The 16,776-nt window shown below is 71.1% G+C and carries 15 protein-coding genes; 13 read left to right on the forward strand and 2 right to left on the reverse strand.

Annotated elements, in window-relative coordinates:
* Window positions 1-7 precede the first annotated feature (7 nt).
* The 4 genes from dop (at window position 8) to prcA (ending at window position 3,519) form a co-directional block, all read left to right on the forward strand.
* Window positions 8-1,501 carry a depupylase/deamidase Dop gene (dop, locus tag A5767_RS04875; RefSeq protein ID WP_006552172.1) on the forward strand — a complete coding sequence of 498 codons (1,494 nt, stop codon included), beginning with the start codon at window positions 8-10 and terminating at the stop codon, window positions 1,499-1,501.
* Window positions 1,502-1,667: 166 nt separating this feature from the next.
* Window positions 1,668-1,859 (forward strand): ubiquitin-like protein Pup, encoded by a 192-nt coding sequence (locus A5767_RS04880; RefSeq protein WP_006552173.1) that lies wholly within the window; start codon window positions 1,668-1,670, stop codon window positions 1,857-1,859.
* Complete coding sequence (gene prcB / locus A5767_RS04885) at window positions 1,856-2,710, forward strand: proteasome subunit beta (RefSeq protein ID WP_006552174.1); 855 nt, start codon at window positions 1,856-1,858, stop codon at window positions 2,708-2,710. The genes A5767_RS04880 and prcB overlap by 4 nt, the downstream gene beginning before the upstream one ends.
* A complete protein-coding gene (gene prcA, locus A5767_RS04890; RefSeq protein WP_064851811.1) occupies window positions 2,707-3,519 on the forward strand; it encodes a proteasome subunit alpha in 813 nt (270 codons plus the stop codon). The genes prcB and prcA overlap by 4 nt, the downstream gene beginning before the upstream one ends.
* Here prcA and A5767_RS04895 read toward each other — a convergent pair.
* Entirely contained in the window at window positions 3,420-5,018 is a 1,599-nt protein-coding gene (locus A5767_RS04895) for a bifunctional phosphatase PAP2/diacylglycerol kinase family protein (protein ID WP_064851812.1), read from the reverse strand. The two genes, prcA and A5767_RS04895, sit on opposite strands and share 100 nt — an antisense overlap.
* A 31-nt stretch (window positions 5,019-5,049) precedes the next feature.
* Between A5767_RS04895 and pafA the strand changes: the two genes are divergently transcribed.
* The 7 genes from pafA to A5767_RS23645 all read left to right on the forward strand — a co-directional run bounded on the left by pafA (window position 5,050) and on the right by A5767_RS23645 (window position 13,710).
* Window positions 5,050-6,408: a Pup--protein ligase gene (pafA, locus tag A5767_RS04900; RefSeq protein ID WP_006552177.1), complete on the forward strand. Its 1,359-nt coding sequence runs from the start codon at window positions 5,050-5,052 to the stop codon at window positions 6,406-6,408.
* Between the two features lie 88 nt (window positions 6,409-6,496).
* On the forward strand, window positions 6,497-7,492 hold the full coding sequence (locus A5767_RS04905) for a helix-turn-helix transcriptional regulator (RefSeq protein ID WP_064062096.1): 996 nt from the start codon (window positions 6,497-6,499) through the stop codon (window positions 7,490-7,492).
* Entirely contained in the window at window positions 7,489-8,520 is a 1,032-nt protein-coding gene (locus tag A5767_RS04910) for a helix-turn-helix transcriptional regulator (protein WP_064851813.1), read from the forward strand. The genes A5767_RS04905 and A5767_RS04910 overlap by 4 nt, the downstream gene beginning before the upstream one ends.
* Window positions 8,521-8,647: 127 nt before the next feature.
* Complete coding sequence (gene tatA, locus A5767_RS04915) at window positions 8,648-8,902, forward strand: Sec-independent protein translocase subunit TatA (RefSeq protein ID WP_033098352.1); 255 nt, start codon at window positions 8,648-8,650, stop codon at window positions 8,900-8,902.
* Between the two features lie 104 nt (window positions 8,903-9,006).
* Window positions 9,007-9,969 (forward strand): twin-arginine translocase subunit TatC, encoded by a 963-nt coding sequence (gene tatC / locus A5767_RS04920; protein WP_019289529.1) that lies wholly within the window; start codon window positions 9,007-9,009, stop codon window positions 9,967-9,969.
* Window positions 9,966-12,722, forward strand: coding sequence for a DEAD/DEAH box helicase (locus A5767_RS04925; RefSeq protein WP_064851814.1), 2,757 nt, complete (start codon window positions 9,966-9,968; stop codon window positions 12,720-12,722). The genes tatC and A5767_RS04925 overlap by 4 nt, the downstream gene beginning before the upstream one ends.
* A 106-nt stretch (window positions 12,723-12,828) precedes the next feature.
* On the forward strand, window positions 12,829-13,710 hold the full coding sequence (locus A5767_RS23645; RefSeq protein WP_064851835.1) for a DUF4333 domain-containing protein: 882 nt from the start codon (window positions 12,829-12,831) through the stop codon (window positions 13,708-13,710).
* Window positions 13,711-13,720: 10 nt separating this feature from the next.
* Here A5767_RS23645 and A5767_RS04935 read toward each other — a convergent pair whose 3' ends face one another.
* Window positions 13,721-14,680, reverse strand: coding sequence for a 5'-3' exonuclease (locus A5767_RS04935; protein WP_064851815.1), 960 nt, complete (start codon window positions 14,678-14,680; stop codon window positions 13,721-13,723).
* Window positions 14,681-14,715: 35 nt separating this feature from the next.
* On the opposite strand from A5767_RS04935, the gene A5767_RS04940 reads away from it, so the two are divergent.
* Both A5767_RS04940 and A5767_RS04945 read left to right on the forward strand, forming a co-directional pair.
* Window positions 14,716-15,846, forward strand: coding sequence for a M24 family metallopeptidase (locus A5767_RS04940; protein WP_064851816.1), 1,131 nt, complete (start codon window positions 14,716-14,718; stop codon window positions 15,844-15,846).
* 147 nt (window positions 15,847-15,993) lie between these two features.
* Entirely contained in the window at window positions 15,994-16,740 is a 747-nt protein-coding gene (locus A5767_RS04945) for an SDR family NAD(P)-dependent oxidoreductase (RefSeq protein WP_006552186.1), read from the forward strand.
* Window positions 16,741-16,776: the final 36 nt, after the last annotated feature.

Below are 16,776 nucleotides of genomic sequence, written 5' to 3' on the forward strand. Positions count from 1 at the left end.
CGAGGGCATGCAGCGGATCATCGGTATCGAGGTCGAGTACGGGATCTCCTCACCCAACGAGCCATCGGCGAACCCGATCCTGACCTCCACGCAGGCGGTGCTGGCCTACGCGGCCGCCGAAGGGGTGCCGCGCGCCCGCCGCACCCGCTGGGACTACGAGGTCGAATCGCCCCTGCGCGACGCGCGGGGCTTCGATCTGGGGCGGTTCAACGGCCCGGCCCCGGTCATCGACGCCGACGAGGTCGGTGCCGCGAACATGATCCTCACCAACGGGGCGCGCCTGTACGTCGACCACGCCCACCCCGAATACTCCGCCCCGGAGGTCGCCGACCCCCTCGACGCGGTGATCTGGGACAAGGCCGGGGAACGGGTGATGGAGGCCGCCGCCCGGCACGCGTCGAGTGTGCCCGGCGCGCCGCGACTGCAGCTGTACAAGAACAATGTCGACGGCAAGGGCGCCTCCTACGGCACCCACGAGAACTACCTGATGGACCGGGAGACCCCGTTCTCCGCGGTGGTCGCGGGCCTGACCCCGTTCTTCGTCTCCCGGCAGGTCATCACCGGCTCCGGCCGGGTCGGGATCGGCCAGTCCGGTGACGAGCCCGGTTTCCAGCTCTCGCAGCGCGCCGACTACATCGAGGTCGAGGTCGGTCTCGAGACCACCCTCAAGCGCGGCATCATCAACACCCGCGACGAGCCGCACGCCGACGCCGACAAGTACCGGCGCCTGCACGTGATCATCGGCGATGCGAATCTGGCGGAGATGTCCACCTACCTCAAGGTCGGCACCACCGCGCTCGTGCTCGACCTGATCGAGGCCGGCATCGACCTGTCGGATCTGCAGCTCGCCCGCCCGGTCACCGCGGTGCACCACATCAGCCACGACCCGTCGCTGCGCAAGACCGTCGCGCTCGCCGACGGCCGGGAGCTGACAGGTCTGGCGCTGCAGCGGATCTACCACGAGCGGGTCGCGAAGTTCCACGATGGCACCGAGGACAAGCGGATCCTCGACATCCTCGACAAGTGGGCGATGGTGCTCGATCTGCTCGAACGCGACCCGATGGAATGCGCCGACCTGCTGGACTGGCCCGCGAAGCTGCGGCTGCTCGAGGGCTTCCGCAACCGCGAGGGACTGTCCTGGTCGGCGCCGCGCCTGCACATGGTCGACCTGCAGTACTCGGATGTGCGCCTGGACAAGGGCCTGTACAACCGCCTCGTGGCCCGCGGGTCGATGCAGCGGCTGGTGTCCGAGCAGCAGGTCCTCGATGCGGTGCACACCCCGCCGTCGGACACCCGCGCCTACTTCCGCGGTGAGTGCCTGCGCCGTTTCGGTGCCGATATCGCGGCGGCGAGCTGGGATTCGGTGATCTTCGATCTCGGTCGCGAATCGTTGGTGCGCATCCCGACGCTCGAGCCGCTGCGTGGCAGCCGCGCGCATGTCGGGGAGCTGCTCGAGACGGCGCAGTCGGCGGCGGAACTGGTCGATCAGCTCACTCACTGACCACCCCTCCCGGCGGAGGGCGGTGGCCGGATCACAGGCCGCGAGTACGCGTGTCGCCACCGGTGGACCGGTTCGCTGGGTAGGGTAGGAGTTCGAAGCAGCGGTGACCACACCGATCGTCGACCGGTGACGGTTCCGCGCCGAGTACAGGAGGAGGTCGGCGGCTATGGCACAGGAGCAGACCACACGCGGTGGCGGCGGAGACGACGACGAGGTCGTCGGTGACGGCGGTGCCGGTCAGGAGCGTCGCGAGAAGCTCGCCTCGGACACCGACGATCTTCTCGACGAGATCGACGACGTGCTCGAGGAGAACGCAGAGGACTTCGTGCGGGCATATGTGCAGAAAGGTGGCCAGTGACAGCCGAACGATCCTCTCTTCCCTACCGCGAGGTGCAGCCGAAGCTGCACCTCGCGTCGCCCTTGTCGTCGTTCTCCGACCACCTGCGGATGCACGCCCCGGAGATGCTGCCGGAGAACCGGTTCCGATTCGAACGAGGTGACCACGTGGACCTCGCCCCGCACGGCACCACCATCGTGGCGCTGACCTTCGACGGGGGTGTGCTCATCGCCGGCGACCGGCGCGCGACCATGGGTAACCTGATCGCCTCCCGCGATGTCGACAAGGTGTTCATCACCGACAACTATTCGGCGGCCGGCATCGCCGGCACCGCGGGTCTGGCGATCGAGCTCGTGCGACTGTTCGCGGTCGAACTCGAGCACTACGAGAAGATCGAAGGTGTGCCGCTGACCTTCGACGGCAAGGCCAATCGGCTCTCGTCGATGGTGCGCGGCAATCTCGGTGCGGCCATGCAGGGCTTGGCCGTGGTGCCGTTGCTGGTCGGTTTCGACCTCGACGCGTCCGATGCGCACCGCGCCGGGCGGATCGTGTCCTACGACGTGGTCGGGGGCCGCTACGAGGAACGCGCCGGCTACCACGCGGTCGGCTCCGGATCGTTGTTCGCCCGCTCGTCGCTCAAGAAGCTCTACCGCGCCGATGCCGACGAGCAGAGCGCGCTGCGCAGCGCCGTCGAGGCGCTGTACGACGCGGCCGACGATGACACCGCCACCGGTGGTCCCGACACCACCCGCGGGATCTACCCGACGGCGGTGGTGATCACCGCGGCCGGGGCCGTGGCCGTCGCGGAGGAAACCCTGTCCGAGCTGGCCCGCACCATCGTGGCCGACCGCACCGCAGGAGATGCCCGGTGACACTTCCGTACTATGCGTCCGCCGAGCAGATCATGCGCGATCGCTCGGAGCTGGCCCGTAAGGGCATCGCCCGCGGCCGGTCGGTGATCGCGTTGACCTACGCCGGCGGTGTGCTGCTGGTGGCGGAGAATCCGTCGAAGGCGCTGCACAAGATCAGCGAACTGTACGACCGGGTCGGTTTCGCGGCCGTCGGCAAGTACAACGAGTTCGAGAATCTGCGGCGCGCCGGGATCATGCACGCCGACATGCGCGGCTACTCCTACGACCGGCGGGACGTGACCGGGCGGGCGCTGGCGAACGCCTACGCGCAGACCCTCGGCACGATCTTCACCGAGCAGCCCAAGCCGTACGAGGTGGAGATCTGCGTCGCGGAGGTCGGGCGCGCCGATACCGAGGACGGCCCGCAGCTGTACCGCATCACCTACGACGGGTCGATCGTCGACGAACCGCAGTTCGTGGTGATGGGCGGCAACACCGAACCGATCGTCACCGCGCTGCGCTCGTCGTACAAGCCGGGGTTGCCGCTCGACGAGGCGGTCGCTGTGGCGGTGACCGCGCTGCAGCAGCCCGCCACCGCCGATGCGGCGCCGCGGGTGCTCGGCCGCGGGGAACTCGAGGTCGCGGTGCTCGAGAAGCAGCGGCCGCGCCGCGCCTTCCGGCGTATCTCGGGGGCGGCGCTCGACGCGCTGCTGCCCAGCACCGGGTCCGCTCAGGCGGCGCCGTCGGAGACGCCCGCCGATCCGGCCCCCGAATCGGGGTCCGACACCGCGACCGGCTCGGAGACCGAGTCCGGTCCCGACGCGGGCTGATCCACCGCGAGCCGATAGACCGTCAACGCCGACGGCACCACCTCGAAGTCGAAACCGGTGCCGTCGGCGAGGACCTCCCCGTCGGTGGCCAACGCCACCGGATCCCCGATGACCTCCACCGCCAGGCCCGGGATGTGCCGCTGCCGATACATCGGTGACGCGCCGAGGGTGCCGGTCGCCGCAGCGAGGAGCAGACGCAGCCGCGAGAACCGACTCTCCGCGGGTAGATACCGCACGTCGAGGGTGCCCGGATCCAGATGCGCCCGGGACATCGGCACCTGATCTGCCGGGGTGTAGCGGCCGTTGCCGACGAACAGCAACCACACCGCCCGCCCCGCCCCGTCGATGCGGACCGGCATCGGGCTCGCCGTGCGCAGCACCGCGAGCATCGCCAACCCCGCCGCCGGCCACTTGCCGATCCGCGGTTCCCAGTGCTGCCGCAACCGCACCGCATCCGGATAGCCACCGAGGCTGGCGGTGTTGACGAACCGCCGCACCGTGCGCCCGTCCGGCTCGGTCACCGTGACCTGCCCGAGCCCGACGGCCACCGCCTGCCCGGCGGTGACCGCCCGCACCGTCTCGTCGAGGTCCACCACGCCGAGATCGAGCGCGAAATGGTTGAGGGTGCCGCCGGGGAAGACCGCCACCGGCAGCCGCGCGTCGACGGCGACGTCGAGCACCGCCGCGACGGTGCCGTCCCCGCCGCACACCCCCACCGCCTGCGGCCGATATTCGGTCAGCAGACGTTCCGACTGCTCCGCCGGATCACCGTCGGGATCCAGATCGACGCGACGCACCCTCGGCAGCGCGGCGGTGACCCGCGCGGCGATCTCCTCGGCGGTCCCGGCATCGCGGTTGACCACCAGCAGCATTCCGTCGCCGCCGGGCAGGGCGGGCGCGGCCGCCGCGACCTGCACGGTCGCCGGTTCGCGGCTGCGCACCGCCCACCAGCGGCGCGTCGACCACGCCACCGTCGCCCCGACCGCGGCGCCGACGACGACGTCGCCGGGCCAGTGCACGCCGGTGTGCACCCGCGAATAGGCCACCGCCGCGGCCAGCGGCGCCAGAACCACCCCAGCCGCAGGGGATTCGAGCACCACCCCGGTCGCGAACGCCGCCGCCGACGCGGCGTGCCCGGACGGGAACGACGACGAGCGGGGGATCGGCACCGTGCGGCGCCGAAACTTCGGGTCGGTGCGCGCCGGGGGCCGGCGGCGCGGCAACAGCGGTTTGAGCAGCCCGTTGGTCAAGGCACTGGCCCCGGCTACCGACAGCAGACCCCGCACCGCCCCGCGGCGGGCGTGACCGCCGGCGGTGGCGCACACCGCGGCGCACGCCACCCACAGCACACTGTGGTTGGCGGCGCGTCCGAGATCGCGCAGCAGCGGGTCGGCGGGGGACGCGCGCAGCGCCCCGGAGCGCTCGAACAGGGCCCGGTCGGCGGTGCGGTAACGCTCGGGAACGATCACACCTCGACCGTAGAGGTCGTTGCGACCCATGGGGGTCGGGTTCGCGCGGTACTGTCGAAGTGTGCAGCGACGAATCATGGGTATCGAGACGGAGTTCGGCGTCACGTGTACCTTCCACGGGCATCGTCGGTTGAGCCCCGACGAGGTGGCCCGCTATCTGTTCCGCCGGGTGGTGTCCTGGGGGCGCAGTTCGAACGTCTTCCTGCGGAACGGGGCGCGACTGTATCTCGATGTCGGCTCGCACCCCGAGTACGCCACCGCCGAGTGCGACGACCTGCTCCAGCTCGTCGAGCACGACCATGCCGGTGAGCGGGTCCTCGAGGAACTGCTCATCGACGCCGAGCAGCGTCTGGCCGAGGAAGGCATCGGCGGCGACATCTTCCTGTTCAAGAACAACACCGACTCTGCGGGCAACTCCTACGGCTGCCACGAGAACTATCTCGTCGCCCGCGTCGGCGAGTTCTCCCGCATCTCCGATGTGCTGCTGCCCTTCCTGGTGACCCGCCAGCTGATCTGCGGCGCCGGGAAGGTGCTGCAGACCCCCAAAGCCGCCACCTTCTGCCTGTCGCAACGCGCCGAGCACATCTGGGAGGGCGTCTCGTCGGCGACCACCCGGTCGCGGCCGATCATCAACACCCGCGACGAGCCGCACGCCGACGCCGAGAAGTACCGGCGCCTGCACGTGATCGTCGGGGACTCGAACATGTCCGAGACCACCACCATGCTCAAGGTGGGGTCGGCGGCGCTGGTGCTCGAGATGATCGAGGCCGGGGTGCCGTTCCGGGACTTCGCGCTCGACAACCCGATCCGCGCCATCCGCGAGGTCTCCCACGACCTGACGGGCCGGCGCCCGGTGCGCCTGGCCGGCGGCCGGCAGGCCAGCGCCCTGGACATCCAGCGCGAATACCACGCGCGGGCGGTGGAATATCTGCACCAGCGCGAACCCGACCCGCACGTCGCGCAGGTGGTGGACCTGTGGGGCCGCGTCCTCGACGCCGTCGAATCGCAGGACTTCGCGAAGGTCGACACCGAGATCGACTGGGTGATCAAGCGCAAGCTGTTCCAGCGCTACCAGGACCGCTACAACATGGAGCTGTCCGACCCGAAGATCGCCCAGCTCGACCTGGCCTATCACGACATCAAACGCGGACGCGGTGTGTTCGACCTGCTGCAACGCAAGGGACTGGCGGCGCGGGTGACCGACGACGAGTCCGTCGACGCCGCGGTGAACACCCCGCCGCAGACCACCCGCGCGAAGCTGCGCGGTGATTTCATCGCCGCCGCGCAGGCCGCGGGCCGCGATTTCACCGTCGACTGGGTGCATCTGAAGCTCAACGACCAGGCGCAGCGCACCGTGTTGTGCAAGGACCCGTTCCGGTCCGTGGACGAACGCGTCGAACGGCTCATCGCCTCCATGTGAGTACCGCCGTCCATCGGAGCGGACCGTACGGTCCGCTCCGATGGACGGTGATGCGGTGCCGGCGGCGCGCGGGCACTAGGGTTGGCGCGTGGCGATCTCGAAAGTCGAACGGCTGGTGAACCTGGTCATCGCGCTGCTGTCCACCCGACAGTTCGTGACCGCGGAGAAGATCCGGGCCTCGGTGGCCGGCTACTCCGAATGCGCGAGCGACGAGGCGTTCAGCCGCATGTTCGAGCGGGACAAGAACGAACTGCGCGATCTCGGGGTGCCCCTCGAGACGGGCCGGCCGTCCCGGTCGTCGACGGTGGAGGGCTACCGCATCAACCGCGACGCCTACGAACTGCCCGAGATCGACCTCACCCGCGAGGAGACCGCCGCCGTGGCTGTCGCCGCCGCGCTGTGGGAATCGCCGGAGCTGACCGCCGCCGCGCAGGGCGCGGTGCTCAAGCTGCGCGCCGCCGGGATCCGTGTCGACTCCGACGGCGGGGAGGTCGTCGCGCCGCTGCCGCCGCGCGCCCGCGGTTCCGAACCCGCGTTGACGGCGTTGCTCGCCGCGATCGACGCGCGCCGCGCGGTGCGGTTCACCCACCGCAGTTCCCCCACCGAGCCGTGGTCGACGCGCACCGTCGAACCGTGGGGTGTGGTCACCGTGCACGGCCGCTGGTATCTCGTCGGCCACGACCGCGATCGCGACGCCGTGCGCACCTTCCGGCTCTCGCGCATCGGCGACGAGATCACCGCGATCGGCCCAGAGGGGGCGGTGCAGATCCCGGGGGGCGTGGATCTGCGGGGGCGGGTGCTCGCCGCGACCTCCCCGGCGGAGGTCAGCGGATCGGCACGCCTGTGGGTGGCGGACGGACGCGCGTGGGAGCTACGCCGGCTCGGACGGACCGGCGCGGCACGGCGGATCGGAGACCGCGACGGGGTGGAACTCGAGGTGCCGGTGCGCTCGTGGGAATGGATCGCCCGGATCGTCGCCGGGCAGGGCGCGGACGCGTTGGTGCTCGACCCACCGGAGTTGCGGGCCGAGGTGCACCGCATCCTCGAACAGGCGGTCACGGATGCGGGGGAGGAGGAGCGATGAGCACACGACTGTCGGCGCGACTGGGACGACTGCTCAATCTCGTGCCCTACTTCCTGGCGCACCCGGGGATCAGCGCGGCCGAGGCTGCCCGCGATCTCGGGGTCACGCCCAAGCAGGTGATGGACGATCTGAACCAGCTGTGGGTGTGCGGCCTGCCCGGCTACGGACCCGGTGATCTGATCGACCTGTCGTTCTCCGAGGACAGCATCGTGGTGACCTTCACCGCGGGCATCGAACGACCCCTGCGGCTGACCTCCACCGAGGCCACCGCGCTGCTCGTGGCGCTGCGGTCGCTGCAGGAGATGCCCGGCGTCGTCGACCCGTCCGCGGCGCAGTCGGCGATCGCGAAGATCGAGGTGGCCGCCGGGACCGCCGCGCTGCCCGCCGACACCGCCACCACCGACACCGCCACCGCGGCGACTGCCGAGCCTGATCCGGAGGCAGCCGGGGACTCCGACGCCGCCGGACAGGTGCGGGCCGCGGTGCGCGACGGGCGCGCCGTGCACCTGACCTACTATTCGGCTTCCCGCGACACCGTCTCCGAACGCGACGTCGACCCGATCCGCATCGTCATCATCGACGAACACGCCTACCTGCAGGCGTGGTGCCGCAGCGCCGAAGGAGTGCGGCTGTTCCGCTTCGACCGCATCGACGCCGCCACCGTGCTCGACGAGCCGACGCGACCGCCACACCGGGCGATCACCGACGACGAGCACCTCGAACTGTTCGAGGGCGACCCGTCGCTGCCCGCCGCGCGGTTGCGCATCGCCCCGTCGTATACCTGGCTGCTCGACTACTACCCGCTCACCGACGTGCAGGTGCTTTCCGACGGCAGGTGCGAGGCGTCGATGCGGTACGCGTCGCCGGGGTGGATGGCGCGGCTGCTCGTCGGTCTCGGCGCCGGGGTGCAGGTGCTCGACCCACCGGAGTTGCGGGCGGCGGTGCGGGCGCGGGCCGAGGCGGCGCTGGCGGCCTATGCCGAGCTCGACGGGGAGAACGCGACCCGCGGTGCGGGTCCGACACCGTGACGGTCGCGTTGTGAAACATCTGTGTGAACCCTCCGCGAATTGTGGGTGGATACACCGGCGCGAAGCCTCGGTGTGTGCTCGAGGTCCGGTAGCATCGATCGGAGCCGATCAGTGGAGGTTGTTGTAAATGGGTGCAATGAGCCCCTGGCACTGGGCCATCGTGGCGCTGGTGGTCGTGATTCTCTTCGGTTCGAAGAAGCTGCCCGACGCCGCGCGCGGTCTCGGTCGTTCGCTCCGGATCTTCAAGAGCGAGGTCAAGGAGATGCAGAACGACGACGCCCGGGCGTCCACGCCGCAGCCGGCGCCGAATCCGTTGCCGGCCGCGCAGCCGACAGCCGATCCCGCCGCGCCGAACACGCACACCGAACCGCGGTCTGCCTGACCGACGTTCATCCTGCCGGGGCGCCCACCACGGGTGTCCCGGCGTTCCGCTGACCCCGGCACGCCCGCACGCCGGTGGTCTCGACAGGAGCTGAGAACCGCACCGTGCGCATCCCGTTCGATCCGCGCCGAAGCCGGCGCAAGACCAATCCCGACGGCACCATGTCGCTGGTCGAGCACCTGTACGAATTGCGCACGCGTCTGCTGATCGCTCTCGCTGCGATCGTGCTCACCACCATCCTCGGCTTCGTCTGGTACAGCCGCAGCCTGTTCGGCCTCGACAGCCTCGGGGAGATCCTGCGCGGCCCCTACTGCGACCTACCCGCCTCGGCCCGCGCCGACCTGAGCAACGACGGCTCGTGCCGACTGCTCGCCACCGGACCGTTCGAGCAGTTCATGCTGCGCCTGAAGGTCGCCGCGACCGCCGGCATCGTCATGGCGTGCCCGATCTGGCTGTACCAGCTGTGGGCGTTCGTCACCCCCGGCCTGTACCGCAAGGAACGCCGCTACGCGATCGGCTTCGTCACCTGCGGGGCGGCGCTGTTCGTCACCGGCGCGGTACTGGCCTATCTGGTGATCTCCCACGCGTTGTCGTTCCTGCTGTCCGTCGGCAACGACGTGCAGGTCACCGCCCTTTCGGGCGCCGAATACTTCGGGTTCCTCATCAACCTGCTGGTGATCTTCGGGGTGTCCTTCGAGATCCCGCTGGTGATCGTCGCGCTCAACGGCGTCGGGGTGCTGCCCTACGCCAAGCTCAAGGCGTGGCGGCGCGGGCTGATCATGGCGGTGTTCGTCTTCGCCGCCATCGCCACCCCCGGCCAGGATCCGTTCTCCATGCTCGCCCTGGCGTTGGCGCTCACGCTGCTCGTGGAGTTCGCCATCCAGATCGCCCGGCTGACCGACCGGCGCCGCGCCCGCAAGGCCCGCGCCGAGGGCTGGGCCGATCTCGACGACGACGAGGGTTCGACGATCCCGGCCCCGAGCCCGGTGGAGCCGGCAGCGCCGACGGCGCCCACCGACACCGTACGGACCGATCCGGCCCGCACCGACTACTCCGACACCCTGTGACCGGCGACCCCACTCCCGGCCCTGCCGGTAACGACGAGACCGGCACCGCGCCGCTCGTCCCCACCCCGCAGCTCGCGGAGTTCGCCACCGGCCTCGGGTTCCCGCTCGATCCGTTCCAGATCGAGGCGTGCCGCGCCCTCGAGGGTGGGCATTCGGTGCTGGTGTGCGCCCCCACCGGCGCCGGCAAGACCGTCGTCGGCGAGTTCGCGGTGTATCTGGCGCTGCAGGGCGGTTCCAAGTGCTTCTACACCACCCCGATCAAGGCGCTGAGCAACCAGAAGTACGCCGATCTGTGTGCCCGGCACGGCCGGGACTCGGTGGGTCTGCTCACCGGCGACCAGTCCATCAACTCCGATGCGCCGGTGGTGGTGATGACCACCGAGGTGCTGCGCAACATGATCTACGCGTCGTCCACCGCCCTGATCGGGCTCACCCACGTGGTGATGGACGAAGTGCACTTCCTCGCCGACCGGTTCCGCGGCGCCGTGTGGGAAGAGGTGATCCTGCACCTGCCCGAGGACGTGCGGCTGGCGTCGCTGTCGGCGACCGTGTCGAACGCCGAGGAGTTCGGCGACTGGATGACCACGGTGCGCGGCGACACCACCGTCGTCGTCGACGAGGTGCGGCCCATCCCGCTGCACCAGCACATGATGCTCGGCTCCCGTATCTACGACCTGTTCGACCGCCGCGCCGACACCGACACCGCCCCGACCCGGCGGCGCCGCGACATCGTCGTCAACCCGGAGCTGGCGTCGGCGGTGCGGCAACGGCAGAGTCTGTCCGGGATGGACCGCTGGGGTGAACGCGGCCCCCGCTTCCGGCCGCCGCCGCGCCCGGAGGTCATCGTCCGTCTCGACCGCGACGGTCTGTTGCCGGCGATTACCTTCGTGTTCAGCCGCGCCGGTTGCGACGCCGCGGTGCAGCAGTGCCTGCGCTCGGGTCTGCACCTGACCGACGAGACCGAAGCCGCCGAGATCCGCCGGATCGTCGACGAGCACACCCGGGATCTGCCGCGCGGCGACCTCGAGGTCCTCGGCTACGCGTCGTGGCGCACCGCCCTCGAACGCGGCATCGCCGCCCACCACGCCGGGATGTTGCCGGCTTTCCGGCACACCGTCGAAGAACTGTTCGTGCGGGGGCTGGTGCGGGCGGTGTTCGCCACCGAGACCCTCGCGCTGGGCATCAACATGCCGGCCCGCACCGTGGTGCTCGAAAAGCTCGTCAAGTTCAACGGCGACACCCACGCCGAGCTGACCCCCGGCGAGTACACGCAGCTGACCGGCCGGGCCGGGCGGCGCGGCATCGACGTCGAGGGCCACGCGGTGGTGCTGTGGCAGCCGGGCATCGAACCGGCGGCGGTCGCCGGGCTCGCCTCCACCCGCACCTTCCCGCTGCGCAGCTCGTTCCGCCCGTCCTACAACATGGCGGTCAACCTCATCGACGCCGTCGGGGTGGAGCGGTCGCGGGCGCTGCTGGAGATGTCTTTCGCCCAGTTCCAGGCCGACAAGTCGGTGGTCGGTCTCAAACGCGGCATCGACCGCAACGAGGCCACCCTCGCACAGCTGCGCGACCAGCTCGGCGGTGAGGGCAGCGAGATCCTCGACTATCTGCGGTTGCGCGCCGAGCTGACCGACGCCGAACGCGCCCACGAGCGGCGCGGCAAGCAGGATCGCCGGGCCGCGGCGGTGGCGTCGCTGGTGACCCTGCGGCGCGGTGACATCATCGCCGTGCCCGCCGGTAAACACACCGGCCTGGCCGTGGTGGTGCTGCCGGACACCGACGCCGGCGATCCGCGGCCGCAGGTCGTCACCGCCGACGCGTGGTCCGGTCGCCTCTCCGCCGGGGACTTCCCGACCCCGGCGACGGTGCTGGGCACGCTGCGGCTGCCGCGGCACGTCGATCACCGCACCGGCCGTGGGCGCCGCGACATCGCGTCGGCGTTGCGGTCGAAGGGCCTCGTGCCGCCGCGCCGTCCCAAGCGCAGCACGTCCAAGGGCGACACCCGCGAGATCGACGCGTTGCGCCGCGAACTCAAGCACCATCCGGCCCGCAAGCACCCCGATCTGGACTCGCTGGCGCGTGCCGGGGAGCGCTACCACCGGTTGCTGCGCGAAACCCAGCAGCAGCGCCGCAAGGCCGCCGCGGCGACGGATTCGCTGGCGCGCACCTTCGAGCGGATCGTCGCGCTGCTCACCGAACGCGGCTATCTCACCGAGGGTGACGATCCGGCGACCACCGAGGCGGGGGAGCGGCTCGCCCGCATCTACACCGAATCGGATCTGCTGGTCGCCGAATGCGTGCGTCGCCGTGCCTGGGCGGGACTGTCCGCCGCCGAACTCGCGGCGGTCGCCTCGGCGGTGATCTACGAGTCGCGCACCGACGAACCGGTCACCGTCGTCGGGCCGACCGGCTCGATCCGGCACGCGCTGGCCGAGACCACCCGGATCTGCGACGGCTTGCGGGCCGACGAGATCCGGCACCGGCTGCCCCCGACCCGCGAACCGGATCTGGGTTTCGTCACCGCCGCCTACACCTGGGCGTCGACCGCGTCGCTGACCGAGGCGCTCGTCGCTGCGGAGGCCGCCGGCAAGGAACTTTCACCCGGAGATTTCGTGCGGTGGTGCCGGCAGCTGATCGATCTGCTCGACCAGATCCGCACCTGCGCGGACGATCCGGAACTCGCCCGCACCGCCGGCAAGGCGGTCGGGGCGGTGCGTCGCGGGGTCGTCGCCGTCGATCCCACCGCCGAATGACCCGGCCCCTGCGGGGTGTCCGGGACGCCCGGTAGGCGTGGATGCCCGCGCGGCGGGTGGACGCTACCGTATGGGCACACAACGGGAAGGGTGAGTGGAGACGACGATGACCGGGCCGAACGAACCGCAGGACTCGCCGGGGCAGAAGCCGCCGGAATCGACGGATCCATGGGCACCCAACCCGACCTCCGGGGGCGGTGAGCAGCCCGGATCACCGTGGGCGCCGCCCGCCGGCCAGCAGCAGTGGGGGCAGGGCAGCGGCACCGGCTGGGGACAGTCGACCGCCGGGCAGTCGCCGTGGCAACCCGACACCGGTGCGGGCGGGAACGCTCCGCAGCCCGGGTGGGCGCCGCCCGCCGGGCAGCAGACTCCCGCGCAGCCCGGTGCCGGGCATCAGAATCCGTGGGGTGCGCCGACCGGTGCGCCGCAACAGGGCTGGGGTCCGGCCCCACAGCCGCCCGCCCCCGGCTGGGGGCAGCCGGCACCCGGTCAGCAGGCACCAGGACAGGCACCGGGCTGGGGTCAGCAACCGGGCGCACAGCAGCCGTGGGGCGCGCCCGGCCAGCAACCGACGCAGCCCGTCCCCGGGTGGGGTGGGCAGCAGCCCGCCGGGGCGCATCCCTGGGGAGCGCCCGCGAACACCTGGCAGCAGCCCGGCGGCGCGCCTCAGCAGAACGGCAAGTCGAAGCTGCCGTGGATCCTCGGCGGCGCCGGGCTCGTCGTGGTGCTCGCCATCGTCGGGATCCTCGCCACGACGATGTTCGGCGGGAAAGTCCTCGACACCGAATCCACCCAGGCGGGCATCGCGAAGGTGCTCACCGAGTCCTACGGGGCCGGGCAGGTCGGCGACGTGCAGTGCCCGAGCGATCAGAAGGTCGAGGCCGGCCACAGCTTCACCTGCGCGGTCACCGTGGACGGCCAGTTCCGGGAGGTGACCGTCACCGTCACCGACGACAACGGCACCTACGAGGTCGGCCGCCCCAACTGACCGGAAGCGGTCATCGGTCGGCCAGGGCCGCGACCAGCGCGGACACCGGCCGTTCCAGACCCCACCGCTGCGCCAGCGCGGTGAGCTGCTCCGGAGCGGCCGGTGCCGCCGGCAACACGTCCGAGCGGGACAGGTCCACGTCCGCGTCGGTGGCGACCCGCACCACCGGCAGCGCCGCATCCAGATAGTCCGCCGCAGCGGCGAGTTTGACCCGCATGCCCTTCGCCATCGACGACGACTCGTCGACCGCGGCCGCGCGCACCGCGTCGAGAGAGCCGTACTGCTGCAGCAACGACGCGGCGGTCTTTTCCCCGACCCCCTTGACGCCGGGGAGTCCGTCCGACGGGTCGCCGCGCAGCACCGCGAGTTCGGCGTAGGCGGCGCCGGCCCGCTCGCCGGGCACCCCGTAGCGTTCGGCGACCAACGCCGGATCGAACAACTCGGCCTTGGTCAATCCGCGCCCGGCGTAGAGCACCCGCACCGGCACCGGACTGTCGGCGACGACCTGCAGCAGGTCGCGGTCGCCGCTGACCACGATCACCCGGTCGATGGTCTCGCGGGCGGCGAGGGTGCCGAGCACGTCGTCGGCCTCGAAACCGGCCGCCCCGCCGGTGGCGATGCCGGCGGCGGCGAGCACGTCGAGGATCACCGGCACCTGCGGCAGCAGCGCGGGTGGGACCTCCTCGACGGTGCCGTCCGACCCGGTGGCGACCCGGTGCGCCTTGTAACTGGGGATCGCCGCGACACGGAAGGCCGGCCGCCAGTCCAGATCCAGGCACACCACCAGTCGGGTGGGGCGGTGGGTGCGGATCAGCGAGGCCACCATGTCCACGAAGCCGCGCACCGCGTTGACCGGGCTGCCGTCGGGGGCGGTGACCTTCTCCGGGATGGCGTGGAAGGCGCGGAACCACAGGCTCGCGCCGTCGAGCAACATCAGCGTGGGGTTCTCCGGTGCGGTCACGGACCACATCCTGCCATCCGGCCGCGGCCACTAGGCTCGAAGACATGACCACTGCCGCCCCCCGATTCCCCGCCGACCGTTACGCGGCCCGCCTGGCCCGCGCCGCCGAACTCGGTGCCGTCGCCGGCTTCGACGCGCTGCTCATCACCCCCGGACCGGACCTGCGGTATCTCACCGGTTCGCGCGCCGAGTCGTTCGAGCGTCTGACCTGCCTGGTGATCCCCACCGACGGCTCCGGCGCCACCGTGGTGGTGCCGCGGCTGGAGTTGGCGTCGCTGAACGACTCCGCGATCGGTGAGCTCGGTCTGCCGGTGCGGGACTGGGTGGACGGTCAGGATCCTTACGCGCTCGTGCGCGAACTCGTCGCGACGGCGGGGGCGTTCGCGGTGGCCGAGGCGATGCCGGCGCTGCACCTGGTGCCGCTGACCGCCCGGTTCGGCAAGGCCCCGGCGCTTGCGACGTCGGTGATCCGGCAGCTGCGGATGGTCAAGGACACCGACGAGGTCGAGGCGTTGCGCCGCGCTGGTGCCGCCATCGACCGGGTGCACGCCCGCATGGGTGAATGGTTGCGCGCGGGACGCACCGAAGCCGAGGTGGCCGCGGACATCACCGCCGCGATCCTCGAAGAGGGACACACCGCGGCGGCGTTCGTCATCGTCGGTTCCGGCCCGCACGGCGCCGACCCGCACCACGAGGTGTCCGAGCGGGTCATCGAATCCGGCGACATCGTCGTCGTCGACATCGGTGGTCCCGTCGAACCTGGCTACTACTCGGATTCGACCCGCACCTACAGCATCGGCGAACCGGACCCGGAGATCGCGACGAAGATTGCGGTGCTCGAGAAGGCACAACAGACCGCAGTGGATGCGGTGCGGCCCGGCGTGCGCGCCGAGGACGTCGACGCCGCCGCCCGCAACCTGCTTGCCGCCGCCGGCTACGGGGAGGCGTTCGTGCACCGCACCGGGCACGGAATCGGCCTGTCGGTGCACGAGGAGCCGTACATCGTCTCCGGCAACGACGACATCCTGCAGCCCGGCATGGCGTTCAGCATCGAACCGGGCATCTACTTCCGCGGTGAGTGGGGTGCGCGGATCGAGGACATCGTCGTCGTCACCGAGGACGGCTGCGAGTCGATGAACCTGCGCCCGCACGGATTGACGGTGCTGCCGGGCTGACACCCGGCCGGGTTCACCGCTCGTCGAGCAGGGCGAGCAGCTTGTCGGCGAGGGAGACGTCGATGCTCGGGGTGCGGTCACTGTCCATCCCGCAGAGAGTAGAACCCCGCCACTGCATCCCGGAGCTCGACCCGGGACACTGGCCGCATGAACCACACCGCGCAGGGAACCGTCGTCATCTTCGGGGGACGCAGCGAGATCGGCGTCGAGGTCGCCACCCGACTCGCGCCGGGCCGCACCGTGATCCTCGCCGCCCGTCGCGCCGACGACCTGGCCGACGAGTGCGCCGCCGTGCGGGTAGCAGGCGCGACGGCGGTGCACCCGGTCGAGTTCGACGCCGACGCCCTCGACACACACACCGCGGTGCTCGACCGGATCGCCGCCTTCGGGCCGATCGATGTGGCGGTGCTGGCCTTCGGCATCCTCGGCGACCAGGCCCACGCGGAAACCGATGCGGCCCATGCGGTGTCGATCGTGCACACCGACTATCTCGCGCAGGTCGCGCTGCTCACCGACCTGGCCCAGCGGCTGCGCGCGCAGGGCTCGGGGCGGCTGGTGGTGTTCTCCTCCGTGGCCGGGTGGCGGGTGCGCCGCGCCAACTATGTGTACGGGTCGGCGAAGGCCGGCCTCGACGGTTTCGCGTCCGGCCTGGCGGATGCCTTGCACGGCAGCGGGGTGTCGTTGCTGCTGGTGCGCCCCGGTTTCGTGATCGGCCGGATGACGGAGGGCATGAGCCCTGCACCGTTGTCGAGCACCCCACCGCAGGTCGCCGGCGCGACGGTGCAGGCGCTGCACCGCGGGCGCGGGGAGGTGTGGGTGCCGGCGGTGCTGCGCCCGGTGTTCTTCGGGATGCGCCTGCTGCCGCGGGCGATGTGGCGGCGTTTGCCGCGCTGACGACTGCGGCAGACGGCGAGCGCTTCGCACAGACCG

Source organism: Rhodococcus sp. 852002-51564_SCH6189132-a, assembly GCF_001665495.1.
Lineage (GTDB): Bacteria > Actinomycetota > Actinomycetes > Mycobacteriales > Mycobacteriaceae > Rhodococcus > Rhodococcus pyridinivorans.

Excerpts from the sequence above, each read along its gene's own strand:
- A5767_RS04935 (WP_064851815.1), bottom strand. The coding sequence starts at position 14,680 with ATGTGGTCCGTGACCGCACCGGAGAACCCCACGCTGATGTTGCTCGAC.
- A5767_RS23645 (WP_064851835.1), top strand. The coding sequence starts at position 12,829 with ATGACCGGGCCGAACGAACCGCAGGACTCGCCGGGGCAGAAGCCGCCG.
- A5767_RS04940 (WP_064851816.1), top strand. The coding sequence starts at position 14,716 with ATGACCACTGCCGCCCCCCGATTCCCCGCCGACCGTTACGCGGCCCGC.
- tatA (WP_033098352.1), top strand. The coding sequence starts at position 8,648 with ATGGGTGCAATGAGCCCCTGGCACTGGGCCATCGTGGCGCTGGTGGTC.
- A5767_RS04910 (WP_064851813.1), top strand. The coding sequence starts at position 7,489 with ATGAGCACACGACTGTCGGCGCGACTGGGACGACTGCTCAATCTCGTG.
- A5767_RS04945 (WP_006552186.1), top strand. The coding sequence starts at position 15,994 with ATGAACCACACCGCGCAGGGAACCGTCGTCATCTTCGGGGGACGCAGC.
- A5767_RS04880 (WP_006552173.1), top strand. The coding sequence starts at position 1,668 with ATGGCACAGGAGCAGACCACACGCGGTGGCGGCGGAGACGACGACGAG.
- dop (WP_006552172.1), top strand. The coding sequence starts at position 8 with ATGCAGCGGATCATCGGTATCGAGGTCGAGTACGGGATCTCCTCACCC.
- A5767_RS04895 (WP_064851812.1), bottom strand. The coding sequence starts at position 5,018 with ATGGGTCGCAACGACCTCTACGGTCGAGGTGTGATCGTTCCCGAGCGT.